Origin of the sequence: Shewanella sp. ISTPL2 (genome assembly GCF_013283205.1) — a bacterium.
In the GTDB taxonomy this organism is placed as follows: Bacteria; Pseudomonadota; Gammaproteobacteria; order Enterobacterales; family Shewanellaceae; genus Shewanella; species Shewanella oncorhynchi.
This window is the reverse complement of record NZ_JAAPAV010000001.1, coordinates 607,358-631,470: the sequence shown is the minus strand read 5'-3', so window position 1 is coordinate 631,470 and position 24,113 is coordinate 607,358. Positions and strand designations below refer to the sequence as shown.

At 44.3% G+C, this 24,113-nt stretch carries 19 protein-coding genes and 1 pseudogene; 9 read left to right on the top strand and 11 right to left on the bottom strand.

Translation table 11 applies throughout. The features are described from left to right. Positions 1–148: 148 nt before the first annotated feature. The 3 genes from gshA (at position 149) to HUB64_RS02755 (ending at position 3,044) form a co-directional block, all read left to right on the top strand. A complete protein-coding gene (gene gshA / locus HUB64_RS02765) occupies positions 149–1,798 on the top strand; it encodes a glutamate--cysteine ligase (RefSeq protein WP_173496308.1) in 1,650 nt (549 codons plus the stop codon). Beyond that, positions 1,795–2,259, top strand: coding sequence for a hypothetical protein (locus tag HUB64_RS02760; protein ID WP_173496307.1), 465 nt, complete (start codon positions 1,795–1,797; stop codon positions 2,257–2,259). The genes gshA and HUB64_RS02760 overlap by 4 nt, the downstream gene beginning before the upstream one ends. A 167-nt stretch (positions 2,260–2,426) precedes the next feature. After that, the gene (locus HUB64_RS02755) at positions 2,427–3,044 is read left to right on the top strand and encodes a hypothetical protein (protein ID WP_302479695.1); all 618 of its coding nucleotides are present in this window, start codon (positions 2,427–2,429) and stop codon (positions 3,042–3,044) included. A 206-nt stretch (positions 3,045–3,250) separates the two neighbouring features. Here the strand turns inward: HUB64_RS02755 and HUB64_RS02750 are convergent, their stop codons facing one another. From HUB64_RS02750 to dauA, 4 genes are all read right to left on the bottom strand, one after another. Beyond that, positions 3,251–4,504 (bottom strand): sensor domain-containing diguanylate cyclase, encoded by a 1,254-nt coding sequence (locus tag HUB64_RS02750; protein WP_173496305.1) that lies wholly within the window; start codon positions 4,502–4,504, stop codon positions 3,251–3,253. Between the two features lie 163 nt (positions 4,505–4,667). Further along, complete coding sequence (gene purK / locus HUB64_RS02745; RefSeq protein WP_173496304.1) at positions 4,668–5,771, bottom strand: 5-(carboxyamino)imidazole ribonucleotide synthase; 1,104 nt, start codon at positions 5,769–5,771, stop codon at positions 4,668–4,670. After that, positions 5,771–6,262, bottom strand: a complete 492-nt coding sequence (purE, locus tag HUB64_RS02740; protein ID WP_028760937.1) for a 5-(carboxyamino)imidazole ribonucleotide mutase — start codon at positions 6,260–6,262, stop codon at positions 5,771–5,773. The genes purK and purE overlap by 1 nt, the downstream gene beginning before the upstream one ends. 268 nt (positions 6,263–6,530) lie before the next feature. Beyond that, a complete protein-coding gene (gene dauA, locus HUB64_RS02735) occupies positions 6,531–8,294 on the bottom strand; it encodes a C4-dicarboxylic acid transporter DauA (RefSeq protein ID WP_173496303.1) in 1,764 nt (587 codons plus the stop codon). A 232-nt stretch (positions 8,295–8,526) separates the two neighbouring features. Here dauA and HUB64_RS02730 point away from each other — a divergent pair, with 232 nt between their 5' ends. The 4 genes from HUB64_RS02730 to HUB64_RS02715 all read left to right on the top strand — a co-directional run bounded on the left by HUB64_RS02730 (position 8,527) and on the right by HUB64_RS02715 (position 12,549). Next, the gene (locus HUB64_RS02730; RefSeq protein WP_173496302.1) at positions 8,527–10,398 is read left to right on the top strand and encodes a VWA domain-containing protein; all 1,872 of its coding nucleotides are present in this window, start codon (positions 8,527–8,529) and stop codon (positions 10,396–10,398) included. 45 nt (positions 10,399–10,443) lie between these two features. Beyond that, entirely contained in the window at positions 10,444–11,049 is a 606-nt protein-coding gene (locus tag HUB64_RS02725) for a sigma-70 family RNA polymerase sigma factor (protein ID WP_173496301.1), read from the top strand. Beyond that, positions 11,042–11,776 carry a hypothetical protein gene (locus HUB64_RS02720; protein ID WP_173496300.1) on the top strand — a complete coding sequence of 245 codons (735 nt, stop codon included), beginning with the start codon at positions 11,042–11,044 and terminating at the stop codon, positions 11,774–11,776. The genes HUB64_RS02725 and HUB64_RS02720 overlap by 8 nt, the downstream gene beginning before the upstream one ends. Before the next feature lie 236 nt (positions 11,777–12,012). After that, a complete protein-coding gene (locus tag HUB64_RS02715) occupies positions 12,013–12,549 on the top strand; it encodes a hemerythrin domain-containing protein (RefSeq protein WP_105249947.1) in 537 nt (178 codons plus the stop codon). Between the two features lie 299 nt (positions 12,550–12,848). Here the strand turns inward: HUB64_RS02715 and HUB64_RS23355 are convergent, their stop codons facing one another. The 6 genes and pseudogenes from HUB64_RS23355 to HUB64_RS02690 all read right to left on the bottom strand — a co-directional run bounded on the left by HUB64_RS23355 (position 12,849) and on the right by HUB64_RS02690 (position 19,860). Then, the gene (locus HUB64_RS23355; RefSeq protein ID WP_367870067.1) at positions 12,849–12,902 is read right to left on the bottom strand and encodes a hypothetical protein; all 54 of its coding nucleotides are present in this window, start codon (positions 12,900–12,902) and stop codon (positions 12,849–12,851) included. Further along, positions 12,886–13,050: pseudogene (locus HUB64_RS02710) on the bottom strand (DUF3545 family protein); the annotation flags it as partial. The pseudogene HUB64_RS02710 and the gene HUB64_RS23355, both read right to left, overlap by 17 nt. A 216-nt stretch (positions 13,051–13,266) precedes the next feature. Then, a complete protein-coding gene (gene pgi, locus HUB64_RS02705; protein ID WP_173246272.1) occupies positions 13,267–14,904 on the bottom strand; it encodes a glucose-6-phosphate isomerase in 1,638 nt (545 codons plus the stop codon). A gap of 19 nt (positions 14,905–14,923) precedes the next feature. Beyond that, complete coding sequence (tal, locus tag HUB64_RS02700) at positions 14,924–15,880, bottom strand: transaldolase (protein WP_028760931.1); 957 nt, start codon at positions 15,878–15,880, stop codon at positions 14,924–14,926. A 250-nt stretch (positions 15,881–16,130) separates the two neighbouring features. Continuing rightward, positions 16,131–17,255 (bottom strand): OmpA family protein, encoded by a 1,125-nt coding sequence (locus HUB64_RS02695; RefSeq protein ID WP_173246269.1) that lies wholly within the window; start codon positions 17,253–17,255, stop codon positions 16,131–16,133. Positions 17,256–17,493: 238 nt separating this feature from the next. Next, positions 17,494–19,860, bottom strand: a complete 2,367-nt coding sequence (locus tag HUB64_RS02690; protein WP_105249944.1) for a phosphoketolase family protein — start codon at positions 19,858–19,860, stop codon at positions 17,494–17,496. 428 nt (positions 19,861–20,288) lie between these two features. Here HUB64_RS02690 and HUB64_RS02685 point away from each other — a divergent pair, with 428 nt between their 5' ends. Further along, positions 20,289–21,731 carry a sodium:alanine symporter family protein gene (locus tag HUB64_RS02685; protein ID WP_113941318.1) on the top strand — a complete coding sequence of 481 codons (1,443 nt, stop codon included), beginning with the start codon at positions 20,289–20,291 and terminating at the stop codon, positions 21,729–21,731. 129 nt (positions 21,732–21,860) lie between these two features. After that, complete coding sequence (gene yaaA, locus HUB64_RS02680; protein ID WP_105249943.1) at positions 21,861–22,634, top strand: peroxide stress protein YaaA; 774 nt, start codon at positions 21,861–21,863, stop codon at positions 22,632–22,634. A gap of 65 nt (positions 22,635–22,699) precedes the next feature. Here the strand turns inward: yaaA and HUB64_RS02675 are convergent, their stop codons facing one another. Beyond that, the gene (locus HUB64_RS02675) at positions 22,700–24,103 is read right to left on the bottom strand and encodes a M28 family metallopeptidase (protein ID WP_173496299.1); all 1,404 of its coding nucleotides are present in this window, start codon (positions 24,101–24,103) and stop codon (positions 22,700–22,702) included. Between the last annotated feature and the right edge of the window lie 10 nt (positions 24,104–24,113).

Sequence of the window (24,113 nt, the reverse complement as noted above, 5' to 3'; positions counted from 1 at the left end):
GCATTAGTTAACGACTATTTGCCCTATATTTACCGGATTTACATCGAAAGACGGTGACAGCATTAGCTGTCACCGTCTGCTTTTAATCATACAAGGTGTGAATTTGGCTTGCCCCACAGACAGGTTTAGATTTATTTTGAGGCATATTTTGCAAGATAAGCCTCAAAATAAAGGTCTGACTGTTAACCTTGTCGCGATAGCGAATCACCAATTAGAGAAGCGCAAATTGAAGTCATTCAATGAATTAGTACAACATCTCTCGGACGCCAATGGGCGCACCGCACTCTTGGGTATGTTACGTGGCATAGAACGTGAGGCGTTGCGGATTGATGAGTTTGGTTATCTCGCTACAGACTCGCATCCCGAAGCCTTAGGCTCGGCGTTAATGCATTCACGTATTACGACGGATTACAGTGAAGCCTTGCTCGAGTTTATTACGCCAGTAAATCACAATGTTGAGCAACTTCTCACTGGGTTAACTGAGACTCATGCCTTCAGCGTGCGCCACTTAAATGGTCAGCGTTTGTGGCCCGTGAGCATGCCTTGCTATGTGAAAGATGAGCAACAGATCCCCGTTGCCCGCTATGGCTCATCGAATACTGGCATGATGAAAACCTTGTATCGTAAGGGGTTAACCTATCGTTATGGTGCCCTGATGCAGATCATCTCTGGGGTGCACTTTAACTTTTCGGTATCGCAAGAATTATGGCGAAGCCTGTATGAGTTAAGTGATAAAGAGTTAACTTACGATGATTTTATTTCAGAATCCTATTTCGGCTTGATCCGTAACTATCGCCGTTTAGTGTGGGTACTACCTTATTTATTTGGTGCCTCGCCAGCGTTATGTAGCTCCTTTATTAAAGATCAAAAAACCGACCTCAAGTTTGAAAAAACGGGCCACGGAACTCTGTATCTGCCCTATGCCACTTCGTTGCGTATGAGTGATTTAGGCTACACCAACAAAGAGCAAGAAGATCTAAATATCAGCTATAACTCTTTGCCTGAGTATCTGGCTGGCGTGAATGCTGCCACTAAAATGCCTTCAGCAAACTTTGCTAATATCGGTGTTAAAGTCGATGGTGAGTATCGTCAACTTAATGCCAATGTATTGCAGATTGAAAACGAGTTCTACTCGCCAATCCGTGCGAAACGGGTCACACGTAGTGGCGAGAAACCGTCTGAAGCTCTGGCCCGTGCTGGGGTGGAATACATTGAAGTGAGAGCGCTGGATGTTAATCCATTTAGCCCAGTTGGCATTGAGGCGACACAAGTGCGTTTCCTTGATTTATTCCTACTCTATTGTTTATTAACGCAGTCGCCTAAGTCTGAGGCGAGCGAAGAGGCGAGATTAAGCGCAAATCTTAAAGCTGTGGTGCTTGAAGGCCGTAAACCTGGGCTTGAGTTATTAACCGCAGACGGTTCACGTTCGCTTAAATCTTGGTTAGAAGAGTTGTTTGATGCCTTGCAACCTTTGGCAGTATTGCTTGATGGTGAGGGGACGGATTATCAAGTGGCTTTGGCCCATTGGCGTAAAGCGGCTGAAGATCCGAATTTAACCCTGTCGGGACAAGTACTGCAAAACGTGATCAACAAGGGCCAAGATCATGGTCAGTGGGTGATGACGTTAGCGCAGCAATACTACCAATACTTTATCGATTATCCCTTGTCGAGCGAGACCATAGCGCAGTATCAAGCTGAAGCATCCAGTTCGCTTAACAAGCAAGCTGAACTAGAGGCGGCGCAGAGTGCAGTTTCATTCGATGATTATCTGGAAGATTACTTTGGAGTGAAGCTGTGAAAGAGGGGTTATTCTCTTTCACTGGCCTACGTGCCCGCGTAGCTTTGATTGGGTTCAGTGCCTTGTTATCTGGCTGCGCCGCGGCACCAGAAGATCCACTGGGCTGTGGTACTGTGTCGGGTTATTTGCAGCCCGACGCCAGTACTCACTGGTATAGAGTGGTGGTGACCCATTTAAACGGGCAGGCAGTCGTTTCTAAGCCTAATTATCAGTTAGCGCCTGGCGAATATGAATTTACTGTTGCGGAGCTGATTGATGATCCAAGTTTGTCAGTCACGCTTGCCGCGCGGACACCCAAAGTATTCAAGCTCAATGTTGAAAGTCATCAGCGTTATCATATCGGTGCGTTATTTCACACCGATAAGCGCTATATGGGTAAAGACACTGCGTATTGGGAACCCGGCGTGTGGCAGCAAGAAGATCATGAGTGTCAGTTTGAGCTGAGTCCCGAAACGAAATAGCCAAAGTGTTAAGTTCAAGTGGTAAGCCAGCAACATACGATTTAAGTCATATTGATTTAGCCCCTAGCGTTGAGATCTTCTAAGCGCAAAAAAGGCTTTTTATGCTTGCCTCAGCCTGAGTCTATGACATCATGGCGCGAGCTAACTCTCCAAAGAACATGATATTAATGAATAAATCCTCCGCTATCTTACTCTGCGCAAGTCTCGGCATCTTGTCTGGTTGCGCGACATCTCCGCCTAAGTCTCCCGAAAATTTGTGTGAGATATTTCAAGAACACCGAGATTGGTACGATGCCGCTAAAGATGTCCGTGATAAATGGGGTGTGCCAGTGCATGTGCCGTTAGCTATGATGTATCAAGAAAGCTCATTCAAGCACAATGCCGCGCCACCGATGGAATACTTTTTAGGTTTTATTCCTATTGGCCGTGCCAGCGATGCCTATGGGTATGCGCAGGCTAAGACCATGACGTGGGATGATTATGTGCGTGAGACGGGAAATAGTTGGTCGAGCCGCAGTGATTTCGATGATGCCTTGGATTTTATGGGCTGGTTTATCAGCAAAACCCATAAAATAAATGGCGTATCTAAATGGGATGCGCGGGCGCAGTATCTTAATTATCACGAAGGCTGGGGCGGTTATCGCCGTGGCAGTTATAAATCTAAGGCGTGGTTAGTGAAAGTGGCGAATAAGGTGGATGAAAGGTCGAAACGCTACGCGGCTCAATATAAAACCTGCCAAGAAGATTTAGATTCATCTTGGCTGTGGCGTTTATTTTTTGGTTAGGGTTACGTTTTTATATCATTGTCAGCCACTTAAGTGATAATGGTTGACTGTCGGTGTTCAATTTAGATATTTAATCGAGATAGCTAATTGAGATAGCTAATCGAGATAGTAAACTCAAATCTTAAACTCAGATATTCAACTCCGACGCTTACTGATTGTTGATATTAGCCTTTTGACATCGGCTGTAGCACCATACTTCAATTGATTTATTGCGCTTTCACTGCGAAGGTTTCTAATGCCTGAATGGCTTTTTTCTTCGCACGCTTTTGCTCATACATAGCATGATCTGCAGTCTTAAAGGATTGATACCAATCGGCTTCGAAGGGGGCAATACCAAAACTAAAACCTAGGCTAAGCTCTGAACCTTGATTCAAGGTTTTGCGCATATCATCTAAGTCCTGTTCAATTTGAGCTAACGGCCCATGGCATAAAGCGACAAACTCATCGCCACCAAAACGGGAAATAATGCCTTTATTTTGCCAATAGGTGAGTATGGCGGTGGCTGTTCGCTTGATGGCAACATCACCCATCTGGTGCCCATAGGCATCATTAATGGACTTGAGATTGTCCATATCGATAATAATTAAAAAACTGCCTAAGTGAGGCTTGTGCTGCCAGTGGTGCAGTTCATCTTCAAAATTCTTTCGATTATAAAGTCCTGTTAATGGATCAAAATTGGCAAGTTTAGTGATCTGCAGTGACTTCTGATAGAGCGCAATGGCATTGCTAGCTTCGTGAGTTAGGATAGAGACAAGATTGCGGTCGTAATCGCTAAAGGCGCCAAGGCTACTGCTATCGAGATTGAGCATGGCATACAGTTTGCCATCAATACGAATAGGGCTAGACAGGGTTGAGCGTATCGGCTGCTTCGACACTGAGAGTAACACTTTTTGATCATCTTCCGTTAAGGTGCTAGCCGCATTGATATTCTTCATATCATTGATGACCACCACTTGATCGCATCTCCCTTCAGTGAGTCGATATTCAAAAGTTTGCTCTAAGGTAAAATCCAGTTGTCTGAGCTTTGCTAAATCGAGCCCCACGACAGATTCAAAATACAGTTTATTATTCACTTCGTTGATTTTAATGATGCTGCCCATTTCGGCACCATTAATCACGTACACGGCTTTATTGAGTAAGGCGTCCAGAAAGGCATGCTCATTTTTATAATGGCTCGAGAGATGGGCGAGTTCATAGATGGCATCGTTGATGGTGACGACTTGCTCTAAATGCTGCCATAGTCGAGTTAAACGACCCTGATGCAAATAGTAAATTAGGCTGTAGGCAAAAATATAAATGATGCAAACAAACAGTAAGGGCAGGATAGTCCAATTTTCTGTGGGTGCATTAAAGATAAACAGCAGGATGAATAGACATATCGGCACTATAAGCAGTAGCAGATGATAGCGATAATCTAAGCGATCTATGGTCTTACGTTTGAAATTATCCCTTAATTTCACTCGACTATTCCTTTATCTGTGTCATTGCTAGTAATCATTGAATGCTATACATCACTAACGTATTCACACTGAGTTCAGTTAAGTATATAACGAAAATTGAAATATAAACTGATATGAAACTGTGGACAATTTCATATCAGTGATTTTGGTACTAAATACTGAATTAACGCGAATGTTCTGCGTATTCGGCCAATATCCAAGCTAATGGTGCTTGGTATTGGATTGGCATCCAAGTTTGCAGTGCGGCTATGCTCTGGTTGAGCACAGTTTGGTTGGGCACTGATAGGTTTAAATGTCCGACTTTACGGCCTGGGCGAACTTCTTTGTTGTACCAGTACAACTCAGCATTGGGCAAACTTAACCAGCGAGGGTCATTATCGATACCGATAAGGTTGACCATAACACACTGAAAATTCACTTGTGGCTGTGGGATCGCAATTCCGCAAAGTGCACGTAAATGCAGCTGGAATTGATCCATATGGGTTCCGGCTTGAGTCCAATGGCCAGAGTTGTGCACTCGCGGTGCCAGCTCATTCACCAGTAACTCATTGCCAACACGGAAGCATTCCATCGCCATTACGCCAACGTATTCAAGTTCGTGCATAATAGCGCTGAGCATAGTTTCGGCTTGGGCTTGCAAAGGGCTTAAGCGTGCCAGTGGCGAAATCGACGCCATTAAAATGCCGTCCTGATGTAAGTTCAGCGTCAGCGGATAAAACACGCATTCGCCTTCGCGAGTACGCACGCCAACCAATGATACTTCTTCATCAAAATTAATCGCTTGCTCAGCAATCGCAAGGTTACGCCAATCGTTTGGAATATCACCCGCTTCGGCTTCTTTTAGCCAATGTTGACCTTTACCGTCATAACCCCCAGTACGGCGTTTCATCAAGACTCTAGGACCATAGTGCTGATACAGGGTATCGACTTGGGTGTTATCGTCGACTAAGGTCCAAGGCGCTGTGGGAACACTGAGCTGGTCGAGTAGACTTTTTTGGCTAAAACGGTCGGCTAAACGGCTAAATACCGGACCATTAACAAAATGGGGGTGTGAGCTGAGTTGTAAACTCAGCGCGGACTCTGGCCACTGTTCGCGCTCGGCGGTAATAATGTCGTGGGGCGCGAGTGGCAGAATGTCATCCGTAGGTGTCATGATATCGACGGCGTTAACTTCAATCGCTAATGGCTCACCAGCGTGGGTCAACATGGCGCCCAGCTGACCATTACCTAATACCCAAACCTTAGGTTTAGTGTTTGTCTGGGTCATTAGACTTCCCTCGGGTCTGGATTGTCCAGTACCGCACGGGTCTGTTCTTCTCTGAAAGCGTCAACACGAGCCGCTAATTCAGCATCGTTATTTGCAAGGATTTGGCAGGCCAATAATCCCGCATTGAATGCGCCCGCTGTGCCTATGGCTAAGGTGCCGACGGCGATACCTTTTGGCATTTGAACGATAGACAATAAGCTATCCATACCTGACAGGGCTTTACTTTGGACTGGTACACCTAATACGGGTAAGCGAGTTTTAGAGGCAATCATACCGGGTAAGTGCGCTGCACCACCGGCGCCACCAATGATGATTTTAAAACCACGTTCGGCGGCAGAGGCTGCAAACTCCATGAGTTTATCTGGCGTTCTATGGGCGGAAACCACTTCAACATGATAAGGCACTTGCAGTTTATCCATTATCTCAGCGGCGGCTTCCATCGTGGGCCAATCACTTTTAGAACCCATAACAACAGCAACAAGGGCTTGCATGATAACTCCTTAACTCACTAATTTTAATTATATTTTGACCTTGTTTCAGGTCTAGGTACAGTTGATGCTTGTCTAGCCGTCACCGGTGGCAAGCATCATGGCGCTGAATAATACCATGATCCTCGTCATTTCTGCCCGTTTTTGCGAGCGAAAAAACGTCTTTTGCTGTGATGAATGGCTTGGGGAATTGAGCTATAAAAAAGACCAATCCTGAGATTGGCCTTTGAGATAAGTCAGCAGCATTAAGCCCTGAGATCGTGCTACTGGTTTACTGTGTCTGCTTATCCGCAGTGATTTCTGTTTGCTGAGTGATGACTGGCGCTTCTGTCATTGCCTCACGTAGGGTTGAGTAAAACTTCAACACACCTTCAATTGGCTGGATCTTCGCTCTCGCCAGCGTTCGGATGGGCTGGAACTGCAGATCGGCGATAATGAGCTTAGTTTTATTCGCTTTGCATTTTTCAATCAGCTTCGTCAGTGCGGCTAATCCTCCCGCATCCAGAATAGATACTCCATCGAGATAAAGCACTATCACTTGTTTATCTTCAGTGAGACTCGCGATTTCGGAGAAAATGCGGTCAGCAGCAGCGAAGAATAGCGGCCCGTTAATTTTAAGGACAGCCCAATCGGCAGGTAGCTCTTGATCCACATAACGCTTGTTGGTGCTGATATCGTAAAGCTTTGTCATCTCAGCAATTTCTTTCATAAACAGCAAGGCAGCAAGGATAATTCCTACACTGATGGCGATCACCATGTCGAAAATAACCGTTAATGAAAAACAACTGACAAAAACCATGATATCGCTGGTGGGCGCAGTTTTAATTAAATGCAGCGCTTTGTGGGCTTCACTCATGTTCCAAGCCACAACAAGTAGCAGGGCTGCCATGGCTGACATGGGCAAATAAGCTAATACGCCCGCTAAGGCGACTAAACCAATTAAGACTACTATGGCGTGGATCATGGCCGCTATCGGGCTCTGAGCGCCCGCTTTGACGTTTGCCGCGCTACGGGCAATTGCTGCAGTGGCCGGAATACCACCAAAAAACGGCGTGATGATATTACCTATACCTTGCCCTAGTAATTCACTGTTGGCACTGTGGCGTTTACCTGTCATGCCATCGAGCACCACTGCACAAAGTAGCGATTCAATTGCGCCTAACATGGCAATGGCAAAGGCGGCAGGTAATAAGGCTTGAAAGGTCGCGAGATTAAACTGAAACGCTTGGCCATTCGCGCCAGCTTGCAGCCAAGGCCATTCGAAACTGGGTAATACGGCAGGAATTCCCATGCCTGTGGTGCCATCACTCAGTTGATAGTGAAAACGGGTTCCTATGGTTTCTATATCTGCACCCATGGCATTGAGAACCAAGGCGAACATAGTGCCGAGTATGATTGCCGGAAGGTGTGCTGGCACGGGTGTTTTGAGTTTTGGCCAAAGTAGCATAGTCGCTAAGGTCGCGGATGCTACCAGTAGGCTAGGTAAATGCACCGAGGGTAGCGCTTGAGCTAATGTCATCAACTTAGCCAGATATTGCTCTGGCATCTGGGCTATCTCGAGTCCGAAAAAATCTTTGAGCTGCAAGGTAGCGATGACGACACCTATCCCCGCGGTAAAGCCTAAGGTGACGGATTCAGGGATATACAAAATTAATCGGCCAAGTCGCAGCATTGCCATGCCGACGAGTATCATTCCGGACATCACAGTCGCGATTAATAATCCTGCTAAACCAAACTGTTGGGCTATCGGATAGAGCAATACTACGAATGCCGCTGTCGGGCCTGACACGCTATAACGTGAGCCGCCAGATATGGCGATAATAAAACCGCCGACAATCGCAGTGTATAAACCGTATTGAGGTGCAACTCCACTGGCAATGGCTAATGCCATTGCTAACGGTATGGCAATAATGCCGACAGTGAGACCTGCAAGAAGATCTTGCCCAAAACGTTTAAACGAATACTTATCCTTCACGCAAGCTTCTGTGAGTGCGTGGGCGATTCTTAGGGAAAACAAATGAGCTGAGTGTGACACGAGTGGGTCCCATAGCGAGGCGAGTAACAAGCTTCTATTTTAGTGACCTGATACAAGACGCAGTGTGAGCTTGATTGCAAAAACGATTGAAAATACTTTGTTTTGTATAAATAGTGTGCTTGGAGGCTGTTTGATTCTCATTTAAGAATGGTTTGTAAAATATTTTGATACTTTAACCCTTTTAGTCATCTGCGCCGTTTACAGCCTTAGGTCAACATCAAAGGCATTCAACATGAAAACAATATACTCCCAGAAAACCATTGCACATTCCTTATTATCTTGGGGAAGCGTCAGCATATCGGCGAGCAATAGCGCAGCTTTATTCTTAGTCATGCTGAGTTTAACGGCCTGTGGCGGTAAAGGCTCTGAGGCTCAACAACGACAAGCGGAGCTGCAAGCCGAACAGAGTCATAAAGAAGTGTCACTGCGCCGTGCTGAAATGCGTGATGCTACTCAGATTGAGATGGCCAGAGTCGCGGCGCCGATGCAAATGTCTACCCATGGTGCAGTGATGGGAATGAACATAGCCCCAATGCCGTCAGACTATGCCGCGATTCCGTTAGCACAAAATAAATTCGAGCCGCTGGTACAAAATGGCATCATGGTGGCTGGAGAAATCCCAGTATCGACTTTTTCCATCGATGTCGATACTGGCAGTTATGCCACCTTAAGACGAATGCTGAGGGAAGGGCGCTTGCCCGAGAAAGGTACAGTCAGAGTCGAGGAAATGCTTAATTATTTTGCCTACGATTATCCCTTACCTGCTAAAAATGCCGCGCCGTTTAGTGTTACGACAGAGCTTGCGCCATCCCCTTATAGCGATGACATGATGCTGTTACGGATTGGTCTTAAAGGGTATGACTTACCTAAATCTCAGTTAGGTGCTAGTAACTTAGTCTTTTTGCTCGATGTGTCAGGTTCTATGGCATCTGCAGATAAATTGCCTTTACTGCAAACAGCACTCAAGTTGCTGACGGCGCAATTAAGCGCGCAGGATAAAGTCTCTATTGTGGTTTATGCAGGGGCTGCTGGTGTAGTGCTCGATGGCGCGTCGGGTAATGACACTCAAACTTTAACCTATGCGTTAGAGCAATTGAGCGCAGGTGGTTCAACCAATGGTGGGCAAGGAATCACACAAGCTTATCAATTGGCGAAAAAGCATTTCATCCCCCATGGTATTAATCGAGTCATCCTCGCGACGGATGGTGATTTCAACGTTGGTATGACAGATTTTGATGATTTGATTGCCTTGATTGAGAAGGAAAAAGATCATGGTATTGGCCTGACAACCTTAGGGTTTGGTTTGGGGAATTACAACGATCAACTCATGGAGCAATTAGCGGATAAGGGCAATGGCAACTATGCCTATATCGATACCCTGAATGAAGCTCGAAAAGTGCTGGTGGACGAGTTAAGTTCAAGCTTGTTCACTATTGCTAAAGACGTCAAAGTGCAAGTGGAGTTTAATCCGGCCTTAGTGTCTGAGTATCGTCTAATCGGTTATGAGAATCGTGCTTTAGCACGGGAGGATTTCAACAACGATAAGGTGGATGCGGGTGAAATTGGCGCGGGTCATACAGTGACTGCCTTATATGAATTAAGATATGTTGAAGCAGGGCAGATGGCGAATGATAAACTCAGATATGGCGTTGATGCTCAAACGGGGCAAGAAAAATACAGCCGTGAAGAAATCGCTTTCCTTAAACTGAGATATAAGCTGCCAGAGCAAACACAGAGCCAGTTACTGAGTTATCCCATCAGGTTAGACCAAAATGTTAAGCTTTTAGAACAAGCGAGTGATGATTTTAGATTTGCAGCAGCGGTTGCAGGATTAGGGCAATTACTGAATGGCAGCCATTATCTACATCAATTTGATTATACTAAGTTAAGCCAGTTAGCACGTTCGGCATTAGGGGACGATCCCTTTGGATATCGCCATGAGTTTGTGCAATTAATGGAAACCGCCGCGGCCATAGAGCAATCTAATCATGTGCCGATTAAGAAGGTATTCGATGGTACGGATAAACCTTTTCCTCCCCAAGATAAGCTTCATGGCGAGCCAGTGAGAGACAAGAGCAATACGCGCAATGAGAGATTACAATAGTAAAAGTAAATTCGTGGGGCTAACCCCAATGATGAGGAATTTCCCGTGGCATTAGCAATAGCGCAATTATCAAACCATGAGCACTCAGATGAGCAATTGATGTTGTGCTATGCCAAGGGCGATTCAAAAGCATTTGAACAGTTATACCTGAAGCACAAAGGTGCACTCTATCGCTATTTTGTACGCCAGTTAGGTGAGAAGCAGTTAGCTGAAGATTTGTATCAAGAAACCTGGGGGCGGGTGATCCGCGCTGCGGCTAACTACGAAGCCAGTGCTAAGTTTACTACCTGGTTGTATCGTATCGCTCATAACTTATTGATTGATCATGTGCGGGCGGTTAAGCCCGTGGATTTAGTCGCTACTGATGAAGATGATGTAGGACTCGATACTTTTGTGGCGGGTGAGCAAGATAAACCCGATGTGCAGTGGCAAGAAGCGCAAAAGAGCTTATTGCTAAAGACCTGTATCGCACTGTTACCCCAAGTTCAGAAAGAGGCATTTATCCTGAATATTGAAATGGGTTTTACGGCTGCCATCATTAGCGACATTGCGGGCGTGACCTTAGAAGCGACTAAAAGCCGTATTCGTTATGCTTACCAAAGCCTAAAAGATTGTGTCAGCGCGAAATGGCAGGAGGCGGGTCATGAGTAATTCTTCTTCAAGTGCTGATGAGCGCGCATTACAACAGGAAGTGCTGGCTTGGTATCGCCAGCAGGCCTTAGAGGTTCCACCGCGGCAACTCGATCAAGATATCTTACAGCTGGCGCAAACTCACTTAGCTGAAATGCATCAAAGCAAAATAACCGCCGTTGAAGCGCCAAGTTCCGTCTGGCGACGCCATCCTTGGGCGTTATCGAGCACGGCATCGTTAGTGCTTATTGTTGGTCTGCTGGTGCTGAATCGACCTCAAGTTGAAGATGCACTTGCTCCAAGTCCTATGGTGATGAGTGCCCCTGCGCCACAAACGATGGCAAGAATGGCTGAAACTGAAGTGATGCAATCTTTAAACATGCAAACAGAAGCCGTGGCTGAACATAAAAGACAGACGGAAATGCAGCAAGCTAAAGCCGCATTGGGAGCAACTGAGCAGCAGGATGCAATTAGCCCCGCTATCGCTGCAAGGTCTATGAATGCACCAAAATTATCTGAGCCTGCTGAAATCAACCAAGTGTCATTGACTGAGTATTTACATCGGTTACAAGTCCTCATCGAAGCGAAGGAGACTGAGCAAGCATTCGTGCTTGAACAAAAACTTCTCAAGGATTACCCGTATCTTGCAGTTAAGGATGTCGATGAAGCGCAGCAAATCGAATCGCAGCAAGTATTAAGACTTGAGTTTAAAAAGCTACAACAGCAATTACATCAGCTTGCCAAATGACTATGTGGTTGTGGTATTTACGAATAAAAAAGTGATTAGAAATCGCAAAGTGGTGAGATAAACAGCTAAATTTCCCTGAAATATGCCGAGACGTGCTAATGTTTGTGGTCTGTTTACTGTTTGGTATGTGATTTACTTGATCAACGTCATAAAGTGAACAGGTTTTAGCCTGTTATATTGGTGTTAGTTCACGACTTGGCTAGTATCAATAGTCAGACCCATATTCAGGAGGCATTATGCTTAAAAGACTCATGCATGATCATAAACATATAGCTGTATTGCTAAATGTTTTAAAAAACAAGCAAATGAAACTATCCGAAGGTGAGTCAATCAACTTCAGCGTCGTGCGCGATATTGTTGAATATATGCAAGGATATGCTGAACGTTGCCATCATCCCATTGAAGACATTATTTATGCCTACTACCTAGCCCATAAAACGAACGATACTATCGATAAATTGAGTGCCGAACATGAGTCGGTGATCCAATCCTCGGCCACCTTGATGGCGACTTTAAACTTGATCCTCAGTGATATTGTGGTTGCCCGCGAGAAACTGATTGTTGATTTTGCAGAGTATGTGGCATTGCAAGAGCGACATATGCAGATGGAGGAACGGGAAATATTTCCTTTGTTAGCCAAAAGTTTAACTGAGCAAGATTGGCAAGTTATTGAGTTAGAGTGTCAGAAATCGCTGATCGATGATCCTTTGTTTCTGGATCGAGAGCAGAAAGAATTTGAAGATTTACGGGTTTATCTCACAGCGTCTGACTAATACTCTTTAGTTTATTGGGCCCATGTTGTGGGCTTAAGCTGGTGTTTTTATACGGCTGAGGAGCACATTTTTGATTCTGACGGCGATGTCTCGTGAGCCAAAGTTGGTTGGGATTTGTAAAGTATTATCGGTGTCGATGACGTTGGTTTTTATCGTAACGTACTGGTTTTTTTTGATGTGTTTTTTAAAGCTTCGGCTCGTAAGGTCATACCCCGCTTATATTCTGTTTGTTCCAATAGTTGTAAATAAAAAAAGCGCCGAAGGGCGCTTTTCTATTCATGTTTGAAATGATAACTAGCTCATATAAACATGTAATTACAACTGGATAGCATCAATGTCGTAGTTAAAGTTATTATCGATTTCTTGGAGTTCTTTGAGCAAACGATGCTTATCTTTTAACGCTTCGATCTCACGCCATTTACGTTTTTTATTGGAGCCTCGCGAACGATCGGGTCTTTCAACGACTTCATCTAGCGCACAACCATAATCTAAACGATCCATGGCAACCTCCTGTTGTTGTATGTTTTGTCAGCGATTAAATAACATATTTTTAAAACAGGGTGCAAGAATTATGTTTCATTTGTGTTAAGTTGAAATGAACTTTGAGTGATATGTCATTGATGTTATATGCAGAAGTAGAGCGGAGTTAAGCAGGAAAATTTAATAAAAAGAACGGGGTAGAATTAAAAAGCCAGCAATTGCTGGCTTTTTGTTCGATTAGATTTTGCCTTGTCGATAAAGGTTAATCAATGCGTTGCTTGAGGCATCTAAAGCATCGGAATCTTGCTCTGCGCCAATGCGTGCTAACACATCGTTACCGAGATTCTTACCGAGTTCTACACCCCATTGATCGAAGGAATTGATATCCCAAATAGCACCTTGAACGAAGGTTCTATGTTCATATAAGGCAATTAAAGCGCCTAGGGTACATGGAGTGAGCTTATCCATAAGCAAGGTGTTGCTCGGCTTGTTACCAGGCATGACTTTATGTTGAGCGATCAGCTGCTTCTCTGTGGTGGATAATGCGCTATTAGCAAGTTCGGCTAAAGCTTCATCAAAAGTACGACCTTGCATTAAGGCCTGGGTTTGACCGAAGCAGTTTGACGCTAATTGGTCATGGTGCTCACCGATAGGATTATGGCTTTGCAGCGGCATAATGAAATCGGCAGGGATCAGTGCGGTACCTTGATGTAATAACTGGTGGTAGGCATGTTGGCCATTAGTGCCTTCGCCCCCCCAAATGACGGGACCTGTGCTGTAGTCAACATCAGTACCATTTAAGGTGACTGACTTACCGTTACTTTCCATATCGAGCTGCTGGAAGTAAGCGGGTAGGCCTCGCAGATAATGATCGTAGGTTAATACGACATGGGACTGAGCATTAAAGAAGTTTCCGTACCATAGGGAGAGTAATCCCATGATAACCGGCATATTCTCAGTCAGTGGCGCTGTGGCGAAGTGCTCATCCATCTGATGCGCACCCGTGAGTAGAGCCCTGAAGTTATCCATACCGATCAAAAGTGCAATGGGCAAGCCAATCGCTGACCAGAGAGAGTAACGGCCACCAACCCAATCCCACATAGGGAAAATATTGTTTGCATCGATACCAAAATCTGTCGCTTTTGCTACGTTTGAAGTGACTGCGACAAAGTGTTTTGCCACATCAGACTGCAAACCGCCTTTCGCTAGGAACCAGTCTCTTGCGGTGAGGGTATTGGTTAAGGTTTCCTGTGTCCCGAAAGATTTGGATGACATGATGAACAAGGTCGTTTCAGGATCCAGTAACTTCAGCTTCTCACTAATAGAAGTCCCGTCGACGTTTGCCACAAAGTGACAATTTAATTCGGGGTTCCAATAAGGCCGCAACGCTTGAGAGACGATTTTGGGGCCTAGGAAAGAGCCGCCAATACCAATACTTACAATATCGGTTATCGCTTTACCTGTGTAACCTTTCCATTGACCTGACGTCACTGAGCTCACAAACCCTTGCATCTTATCTAGAGTTTGTTGAACTTCAGGAACTATGTCTTGACCCTCGGCAATAATCGATTGTTCTGCAGTACTGCGAAGCGCTGTGTGCAGTACGGCGCGCTTCTCTGTGGTGTTAATGATTTCACCTGCAAACATCGCTTTGATTTTTGCTTCAAGTTGGCTATTGCTTGCCAACGCAAATAACAGATCCAGCGTTTCCGCTGTTGCTCTGTTTTTAGAGTAATCCAGTAATAAACCACAGGCTGATAGCGACATTTTATTGAAACGTGCCGCGTCAGTTGCAAACAATTCCCGCATATGCGGAACATTTTTACTGTGTGCTGATAAAGCTTGCCATGTTGAGCTTTGGGTCAAGAGTGTCATTTCACCGTCTCCAGAGTGCTTAGTTCGCGAGCTTAGCCGTGAGCATGACTTCGAGCTTACCTTGGTCTATCGCAAAGTTTCGAATGCCTTCGGCAAGCTTATCAACCGCCATTGGATCTTGGTTAAAGTCCCAACGGAATTGTGCTTCAGTCAATGGGGGTTCTGCAGCGACAGTGGTCGTTGCTGCAACCAGTTTAGGTGTGATGTCAACTTGCGAATTAGCCAGTTCTTCTAATAGAGAAGGGCCAATGGTCAGACGATCGCAACCTGCTAGCTCAATAATTTCACCGATATTACGGAAACTTGCACCCATAACAACAGTGTCAAAACCGTGTTGTTTGTAGTAGTTATAAATTTCAGTCACTGAAATGACACCAGGGTCATTTACGGCATTGTAATCTTTACCCGTATCTTTTTTGTACCAATCAAGTATGCGGCCTACAAAAGGAGAAATGAGATAAGCACCCGCTTCGGCACACGCACGCGCTTGAGCAAAGCTAAATAGTAGGGTTAAGTTGCAGTTGATGCCTTCTTGCTCTAGTTCTTTAGCGGCACAAATGCCTTCCCAAGTTGAAGCGAGTTTGATCAGAATGCGTGATTTATCTACACCCGCTTCTTTATATAGGCGAACCAATTTATGGGCTTTAGCGATTGATTTTTCTTTATCGAATGATAAACGGGCATCAACTTCAGTTGAAATACGGCCTGGAACGAGTTTCAGTATTTCTACGCCGATATTGACCGCTAGTTTGTCGCTGGCATCATCAAGTTGCTGCACGAGATCGGTACTTTGTGATTTTGCCCAGTCGATAGCGTTATCTATAAGGGATTCATATTCAGGAATTTGAGCCGCTTTCAAGATGAGTGATGGATTAGTGGTCGCATCTTCAGGTTGGTAGCGTTTAATCGCTTCGATGTCGCCTGTGTCAGCGACGATAGTGGTATATAACTTGAGTTGCTCTAATGTATTGGCCATGAAAAACATCCTTCTCAGGTAGCAGTTTTAACTCGGAATTCACTGATGACTATTAGAAGCGATTTTGCCAACTTTTCCAACCTTGAATGTAAAAAAATTACAAAAATGACAATTTTATGTCTATTAAGGTATGGCTCGAGCTACGGGCTATCATCTTGGCTGCAGTAGAGGGCGTCGCTTGTCCTAGTGTATACCCCACAAAAACAAAAAGTCGCTGCAAGCAGCGACTTTTTTACTTCAGTAAGTACTATTACTTCAGAACAGGTTGTTTTGTTGTGGTAGTCACGATAGCTTCGATGCGACGGTTCGCAGCGTGAGCTTCTTTTGAATCACCAGCAACCAATGGCTGAGTAACACCGTAACCGTTAGAAGTTACGCGGCTTCCGCTGATACCATATTTCTCTATAAGAATCTTGGCAACGGCGTCAGCACGTTTGTCAGACAATTCCATGTTGTATTCTGGTTTACCTACATTTGAGGCGTGACCTGCGATTTCAACAGTGAAAGCTGGGTTTTTGTTCAAATAGTTAGCTAATCTTTCGATGTCTTTGTAGTAAACATTTTTAACTACAGCAGAATCGTTAGCAAACTGGATTGAACCTACGTCTTCTTTGTTCTTCACGTTTTCATAGATAGTACAGCCAACAGAGTCAACTTTGTGAGTTGCTGGTGTTGCTGGACATTGATCTTTGTCGTCGTAAACGCCATCGTTGTCAGAATCAACAGGTGCTGCAGCAACTACTGCTGCGGCAACTGGAGCTACAACAGCAGCAGAACCGAAGCGGTAGCTTAATTCTAAGCCCCAATAGTTGCTATCTGCATTGACTGGAACTACGGCACTGGCACCAGCATTGTCATCTAAGCCTTCATAACGGCGATATTTAGCTTGTAACTTCAAGTTGTCAGTGAAGTTATAGCCAACACCTGCACCCAAGTATGGAGCAAAGTCGGAATCACTGTAAGAAGTGGATTGGTTATTGAAGTTTTGGCTGTTTTCAAGGCTATAGTACATCACACCGGCTTCAGCTGATAAGCTCCAACGGTTAGCCAAAGGCCAAATACCCACTAAGCCTAATGTTGAACCTTTAACGCTGACATCATTACTGATACCTGCTTCAGTCCAATCTGTATTACCTAAATCACGGAAGCCGATTTCAGCACCGAAGTAATCGTTGAACATGTAGCCTGCGAAAACATCCCAAGCGTATGGACTGTCTTCACCGTTCTGAGTGGCAACGTGCTCGTAGTTATTAACGCCTAAACCGGCACCAACATACCAAGGTGTAAGTTCCTGAGATGCGCTGGCTGCGAGTGGAAGCAGAGATGTCAGTAATACTACTTTTAATGTGTTCTTCATCATTTTATTTACGTCCATTGATTATGATTCTCCACCAATATGCTTTGCTGGTTTTGTGCAAAACATTGCTAGCACTTAGTGTGGGGATCCTTTGATATTTTAGCCAGCGGTTAATTATCACTTGGTTTGTTAACTTTTTCCAGTATTAAGATCAACCTTTTAAGGGTTATCATTCTGTAACTGGTATTTTTAATGCAAAAAAGGCACTCCGAAGAATGCCTTTAAATTACAATCCAATGTTAATTAGATGTTTCTATTAGCGTGTCCATACCCAATTTTCGATTTCTACTGGGTCTACACCATTCGCTTTAATATAGTTGCGGTGGTCAACTAATCTTTGCAGCATATCAGTGGTAATGGAGACGTGCATAGTTTCATCAATAACGCCCTGTTGGAACAGCTTGTAAGCCATATCAATTACAAGGTGATAGCGAGATGTACCGTTACGAACACCCATATCAAATGGCGTTGTTGTTGAGCCTTCTTCTTCGTAGCCTTTAATTCTGAAGCGACGGCTGCCTTTGTAATCAAAAATTAACTTTTTGATTGTATTTGGGTAACCATGGTAGTTGAATACCACGCCTTTATCTTGAGTAAATATTTCGTCCATTAACCAAGGTTTTTCTTTAAATTTACGGCTACCTAAGCCATCACTGCTTAATTCAGTGACACTAACGAAGCGGATTTTCACTCTTGGAAGGAGTTCTCTGATTAATACTAGAGAAGCCATACATTCTTGAGTGACATAATCACCACAACCTGCCAGCACAATATCGGGATTCTCATCTGAGGCAAAATCCCACACCATTACGCCGTCTTTTGTTTGTTTACGCGCTTCTTCCAAGCTTAGCCATTGTGGTAACTCTTTTTTACCTGCAACCAGAATATTGAGTTTGTCACGGTCAGCGAAGGCTCGCTCTGTATAAACCAATGTGCTGTTGGCATCTGCGGGTAAGTAAGCCGAGATTATTTTTGGATGTTTCTCCAGCATAGCCCCAAGGAAAGATGGGTTTTGATGTGAATAGCCATTATGATCTTGGCGCTCAAGTAATGAAGATAATACGACATTACAGGCTGGCAGTGGCTTACGGAAATGCACACCTTGGCTGGCGTAGACATATTTACAGTACTGATCGGCCATCGATGAGATAACTTGTGAGAATGCTTCGTAGGTGGGTAGCATGCCGTGGCGGCCTGTTACTGTGTAACCATGTAGCATGCCAAAAAGTAAGTTTTCAGAAAGCAGTTCAATGACTCGACCTTCACGGGACATATCTTCATCCCAACTCTCAATTGGCCACTGCCATGCACGATCGGTTTCTTCAAATACAGCTTGTAGTTGATTTGAATAGGTTTCGTCAGGGCTAAAAATACGTAGATTACGTTGGTCGCGGTTTAACTTGAATGCATCGCGCATCCATTCGCCCATTTTTAGCATTGAATAGCCACGTTGACCACGTGGTACTTCTGGGCCATAGCTGAGTTTTTCAAGATCTGGATTGGTTAATGCTCTAACAACTTCTCCGCCATAGGTTAAATGTTGACGGCCACAGGCAAGTTGTTTAGGTGGGATTAATGAACAAATGTCGGCATCAAAAATCAGTTCGCCTTTTTCATTCATTTGGTAGAGTTCTTGGAAGTCGTAACTGGCAAGCCAATTATCCAGCGCATCTAAATGACCCTTATCAGTGGCACATTTATTGACGATTACTTGATGCGATTCGCAGTTACCTTCTAATTTCTTACCTTTATATTCACTGACACCAGTCCAACCTTTGGCTGTACGCATTAAAATGACTGGCCATTTTGGTTTAACTACATCTTCGCCACTACGTGCTCGACGTTGAATGTCATTGATCATGGTATAAGCGGTATCCATGGCATTTGTCATCTGCACATAGATATCTTCTTCTAATTCGTTATCAACTATGATGGGGAAATAGCCAAGACCACGGAATTCAAGATCCAGTTCTTCATGGCTCATACGTCCCATGCGGGTAGGACCGGAAATCTTATAGCCGTTAATATGCACAATTGGCAATACTGCACCGCTGGTCGCTGGTGAAACTAAGCGGTTTGCATACCAAGATGCGGCTAATGGTCCCGTTTCTGCTTCGCCGTCACCAATTAAGACGGTTGCGATCAGATCTGGATTATCTAATACTGCCCCCCAGCCTACTGAGAGTGAGTAGCCTAATTCGCCACCTTCAAGAATTTGTCCTGGTGCTTCAGGGTTTGCATGTGAAGGATAACCATAAGCGGCAGAAAACTTCTTACAAATATCTTCGATGCCAGTTTCATTGTAGGGAATAGTTTCTGGGTAGAAATGACTTAAAGAGCCTTCAATGAATAAGTTTGCTTGTACAGCGGGAAAACCATGGCCTGGACCGACTAAATAGATAAAAGAGCGGTTATGCTTCACTATCAAGCGGTTAATGTTGGCATAGACAAAGTTAATACCTGGGCAGGTACCCCAATGGCCAAGTAAACGTGGCTTGATATCAGTATGGGCAAGTGGACGTTTATGTAAGACGTTTTGTTTGAGGTAAATTTGCGAGGTCGCAAGAAAGTTTGTCGCTCTGACGTACTTTTTCAGAGCATTGATTTCATGTATTTGTGTCATGTTAAGCCTCACTAAAACAAACAAGAGATGATTGAAGTTTCTATGGGGTTACTATATTTGTAGTTTTATTACAAAAATGTGCCCTACATCCAAATTTTAAAAGTTGTTTTTGCTGTTAAAAATAATAGCGCAACTTAGACCTTTTGTTAATCTAGCTTTAACAGTAGCTTAGCTAGTGTTGTAAGACGTGATATCAATGACGTTTAACTGTGCAAACGCGAGCTTGATCACATGAGCAATTTCGAATACTGTGCTATTTTGCTGCGTTGAATTCGGTAGCCGTGATGTTGTAAATTCACGGAAGGATAATTTGAAAAAATAAATCTACCGAAATTCTTACCTTTAACTTGGAAGGATTCATTCACCACAGATGTTGTACCTTTAATTGCAATTAGAGGAGCATTTGCTACGGGAAGAAGTAAAATAATATGTTAGAAACCATAGTTAATTTTTTGAATGCGCTACTTTGGGGTAAGTTGTTAGTATATGGACTAGTAGGAGCTGGTCTCTATTTCACCATTAGACTTGCCTTTATTCAGTTAACCCACTTTAAACATTCCATCAAAGTTATGACCATGAGTCGGCAAGGTTGCGATAGCGGTCTTTCTTCATTTCAAGTCTTTTGTACGAGTATGGCAGCCCGTGTCGGTGCTGGTAATATGGCCGGTGTTGCTGTTGCTATTGGTGCAGCGGGTCCAGGTGCAGTATTTTGGATGTGGCTTATCGCTATTTTAGGTATGGCGACTGCTATGGTTGAATCAACCTTAGCGCAGGTTTATAAAGTCCGAGATCATAATGGCCAGTTCCGCGGTGGTCCTTCCTACTATATGGAAAAAGGATTGGGTCAGAAATGGATGGGCATTTTATTTGCTGTCTTTTTGATTATTGCTTTTGGTTTAGTATTCAATGCAGTACAAGCTAACACTATTACCGGTGCCATGGAGCGAGTATTTGGTTTTAATCCAACCTATGTAGGGATTGGGCTAGTGATTGCCAGTGGATTTGTGATTGTCGGTGGTCTACGTAAAGTCGCGCGAGTATCTGAATTTCTTGTCCCCATTATGGCCTTAGCCTACATTCTTGTAGCCTTCATTATCGTTATTTTCAACCTCGAACAATTACCTGCGATTATTAGCTTAATTGTGAAAAGTGCTTTTGGTTGGCAAGAGGCTGCCGCTGGCGGCGTGGCTTATACTGTCGCGCAGGCAATGCAAGCGGGTATTGCTCGCGGACTTTTCTCGAACGAAGCGGGCATGGGCAGTGCGGCGAATGTCGCGGCAAGTGCATCGCCTAACCCTAATCATCCAGCATCCCAAGGTTTTGTGCAGATGATGGGTGTGTTTGCGGATACTATCGTTATCTGTACTGCAACGGCTGCGATAATCCTGCTATCAGGGGATATTGGCTCGAGTGATGATGGGATTCGATTAACCATTAATGCCATGTCTGCACATGTTGGCGACTGGGGTGGCGCATTTATTGCGGTGGCTATTTTCTTATTCTGCTTTACATCCATCATAGCCAATTACTCATACGCTGAAACAAATGTGATGTACTTAATGGGAAATAGTACCAAAGCACTGCCTTTATTCCGTTTGTGCGTGCTTGGCATGGTCATGTTTGGTGCCGTCGCTAAGATAAGTTTAGTGTGGAACTTGGCTGACGTTTCGATGGGGTTGATGGCGACGGTAAACATTGTTGCTCTATTACTATTATCGGGTCTGGCAATTCGGGTTATCAATGATTATCGCGAACAGATCAACGCGGGTAAGACTCCAGAATTCGATCGTAGTAAATTTCCTGAGTTGATGGATCAGCTTGATGATGATATTTGGCAAGATACCAGTCTTGTGCCGGCTAAAAAGCTTTAATTAGCCTAGCGTATCGACAATAGGCATTACTGATTGTTGTAATCGAAAAGACCACGCTGTTAAAGCGTGGTTTTTTTATGCTCGTTCAGTATCATAGGTATGTATTTTTGTTTCTGTTGGGAGTTTTTGATGTTGATATTGGTTTCGCCGGCGAAGACCTTAGATTTTGAACTGCCGCCACTGACGCAGGTGTATTCACAACCTGATTTTTTAACTTATAGTCAGGAGTTGATCCAAGTGTGTCGGCAATTGACCCCTACAGACATCGCCACTTTAATGAAAGTGAGCGATAAAATTGCGGGTTTAAATGCGGCACGTTTTGGGGAGTGGCGGCCAGATTTTAGTTTAGATAATGCAAAACAGGCCATTTTTGCTTTTAGAGGCGATGTGTATACTGGCTTTGATGCTGATACATTGTCTGAAGATGAAATTGCTCGAACTCAGTCACAACTACGTATTTTATCTGGACTTTACGGTTTGCTCAGACCGCTGGATTTAATTATGCCTTATCGTTTAGAAATGGGCACGGCACTTTCTAATCCTAAAGGTAAAAACCTATATGAGTTTTGGGGAGAGACGTTAACTCAAGCGGTAAATGAAACGCTTGCTGAAACGAGTAGTGATATTATTGTCAATCTTGCATCTAATGAATATTTCAAAGCAATAAAGCCTAAAAAACTTCAAGGGCAATTAATTTCACCCATATTTAAAGATTGTAAAAATGGTCAATATAAAGTGATCAGTTTTTTTGCTAAGCGTGCTAGAGGCATGATGGCGAGATATCTCATTACGCATCAAATTAACACTTTAGATGAATTAAAAGCATTTAATGTTGCTGGTTATTATTATAGTGAAGAGCAGAGTTCCCCAACAAATCCAACATTTTTACGTGAAGAGCAATAGCGCAATATCGATAAGATGTTAATTGATAGAGAACAGCTAATGCTGTTCTCTATATCATTGATGGCCTATTTTTCAGATTGGGTGGCTAAAGGCGTTAATGTCACCGTTGAATTTGCCATGATATAAGCAAATTGTGCGTAGGCGGCGACGTTTTGAGCCAATGCGGCAGGGTCGATTTTATCTAAGGTATCATTCGGTGTGTGATGGTAATCGAAATAATCGTGGCCATCTTGCCTCAAGGATGCAACTGGAACACCTAAGGCAGGGAGCATAGACACGTCTGGCCCGCCAGAAGCTTGGTTATTGCCCAGTGCAACGCCATTGAATGACATAGGGCTGAGCGCTTGCTGTACTTCGGTGAATATGTTCTCATTCACTTTAGTATCGATTTGATAAATTCTGCCGGCCCCAAAATCAGACTCTGCAGCTATGTAGTGCAGCGGTAATTCCGCTTTATGAGCCTCTGCATACGCTTTACCACCAACGAGCCCAACTTCTTCAGCGGCATATAGAACGACTCTAACAGTGCGAGCGGGTTTTATGGGGAGATCTTGAATGTGCTTGGCTGCAGCCGTCACAATGGCGACACCAGCGCCATCATCAATCGCGCCAGTACCTTCATCCCAGGAATCTAAATGAGCACCAATGAGCACTATTTCATTGGGCTTACTATTGCCCGTTACTTCGGCAATGACATTGTAAGAAGTATTAAAACCTAAGTTTTTTGGCGACATATGCAATTCGAGCAGGGCATTAGGATCGCGTTTTAGCAATGCACCAACCAAATCAGCATCGGGATTTGACATGGCAGCCGCGGGGATCTTAGGCACGCCATCTTGGTAGCGCATGATGCCAGTATGGGCCATGCGGTCATGATCTGTGCCAATAGAGCGGATCACGATAGCAACTGCGCCTTTTTGTGCTGCAGCGACTGCCCCTTTCGAGCGGCCACCAACGCTTTTACCATAACCTTCACCAGTGATATGGCGCTCTGTTTTTTGGTCAATAAAAACAATCTTACCTTGCACCTCTTCAGGCTTGGCTTGTTGTAATGCCTCTAGGCTATCAAAGCGCGCGATTTTAGCTTGTATACCTCCAGCAGGAGTCGCAATACTGCCACCAAGCGCAGTAATGACCAACGGCTGTTCTACAGGGACGGTGATTTTGGCTTTGGCTTCACCGCGCTCCCAAATTGGCACTTGTACGGTTTCTTTATAAACACGGTCAAAACCAAGGCTGGTCAGTTTATTTATCGCCCAGTTAACGGCGAGGATATCCTTTGGACTACCTGCAAGTCTTGGACCCACTTCAACCGTGAGTGATTCGACTAAGTCATAGCTTAATTGCGAAGATAATGCTGCCTGTTGTAATTGAATGACTTCACTAGGGGCAGTTTCTACTTGAGTTTGGCACGCACTTAAACTCCCGATTAAAAGACTCGAGAGAAGTGTAGTTTGATAGGGCTTCATTAGATTTCCT

What these genes read in the sequence shown, in the direction of transcription:
- tal (WP_028760931.1), bottom strand. Translation starts at nt 15,880, where the DNA reads ATGGCCAATACATTAGAGCAACTCAAGTTATATACCACTATCGTCGCT.
- HUB64_RS02690 (WP_105249944.1), bottom strand. Translation starts at nt 19,860, where the DNA reads ATGACACAAATACATGAAATCAATGCTCTGAAAAAGTACGTCAGAGCG.
- pgi (WP_173246272.1), bottom strand. Translation starts at nt 14,904, where the DNA reads ATGACACTCTTGACCCAAAGCTCAACATGGCAAGCTTTATCAGCACAC.
- purK (WP_173496304.1), bottom strand. Translation starts at nt 5,771, where the DNA reads ATGACCCAGACAAACACTAAACCTAAGGTTTGGGTATTAGGTAATGGT.
- HUB64_RS02715 (WP_105249947.1), top strand. Translation starts at nt 12,013, where the DNA reads ATGCTTAAAAGACTCATGCATGATCATAAACATATAGCTGTATTGCTA.
- HUB64_RS02755 (WP_302479695.1), top strand. Translation starts at nt 2,427, where the DNA reads ATGAATAAATCCTCCGCTATCTTACTCTGCGCAAGTCTCGGCATCTTG.
- HUB64_RS02675 (WP_173496299.1), bottom strand. Translation starts at nt 24,103, where the DNA reads ATGAAGCCCTATCAAACTACACTTCTCTCGAGTCTTTTAATCGGGAGT.
- HUB64_RS02730 (WP_173496302.1), top strand. Translation starts at nt 8,527, where the DNA reads ATGAAAACAATATACTCCCAGAAAACCATTGCACATTCCTTATTATCT.
- purE (WP_028760937.1), bottom strand. Translation starts at nt 6,262, where the DNA reads ATGCAAGCCCTTGTTGCTGTTGTTATGGGTTCTAAAAGTGATTGGCCC.
- HUB64_RS02720 (WP_173496300.1), top strand. Translation starts at nt 11,042, where the DNA reads ATGAGTAATTCTTCTTCAAGTGCTGATGAGCGCGCATTACAACAGGAA.
- HUB64_RS02685 (WP_113941318.1), top strand. Translation starts at nt 20,289, where the DNA reads ATGTTAGAAACCATAGTTAATTTTTTGAATGCGCTACTTTGGGGTAAG.
- yaaA (WP_105249943.1), top strand. Translation starts at nt 21,861, where the DNA reads ATGTTGATATTGGTTTCGCCGGCGAAGACCTTAGATTTTGAACTGCCG.
- HUB64_RS02695 (WP_173246269.1), bottom strand. Translation starts at nt 17,255, where the DNA reads ATGGACGTAAATAAAATGATGAAGAACACATTAAAAGTAGTATTACTG.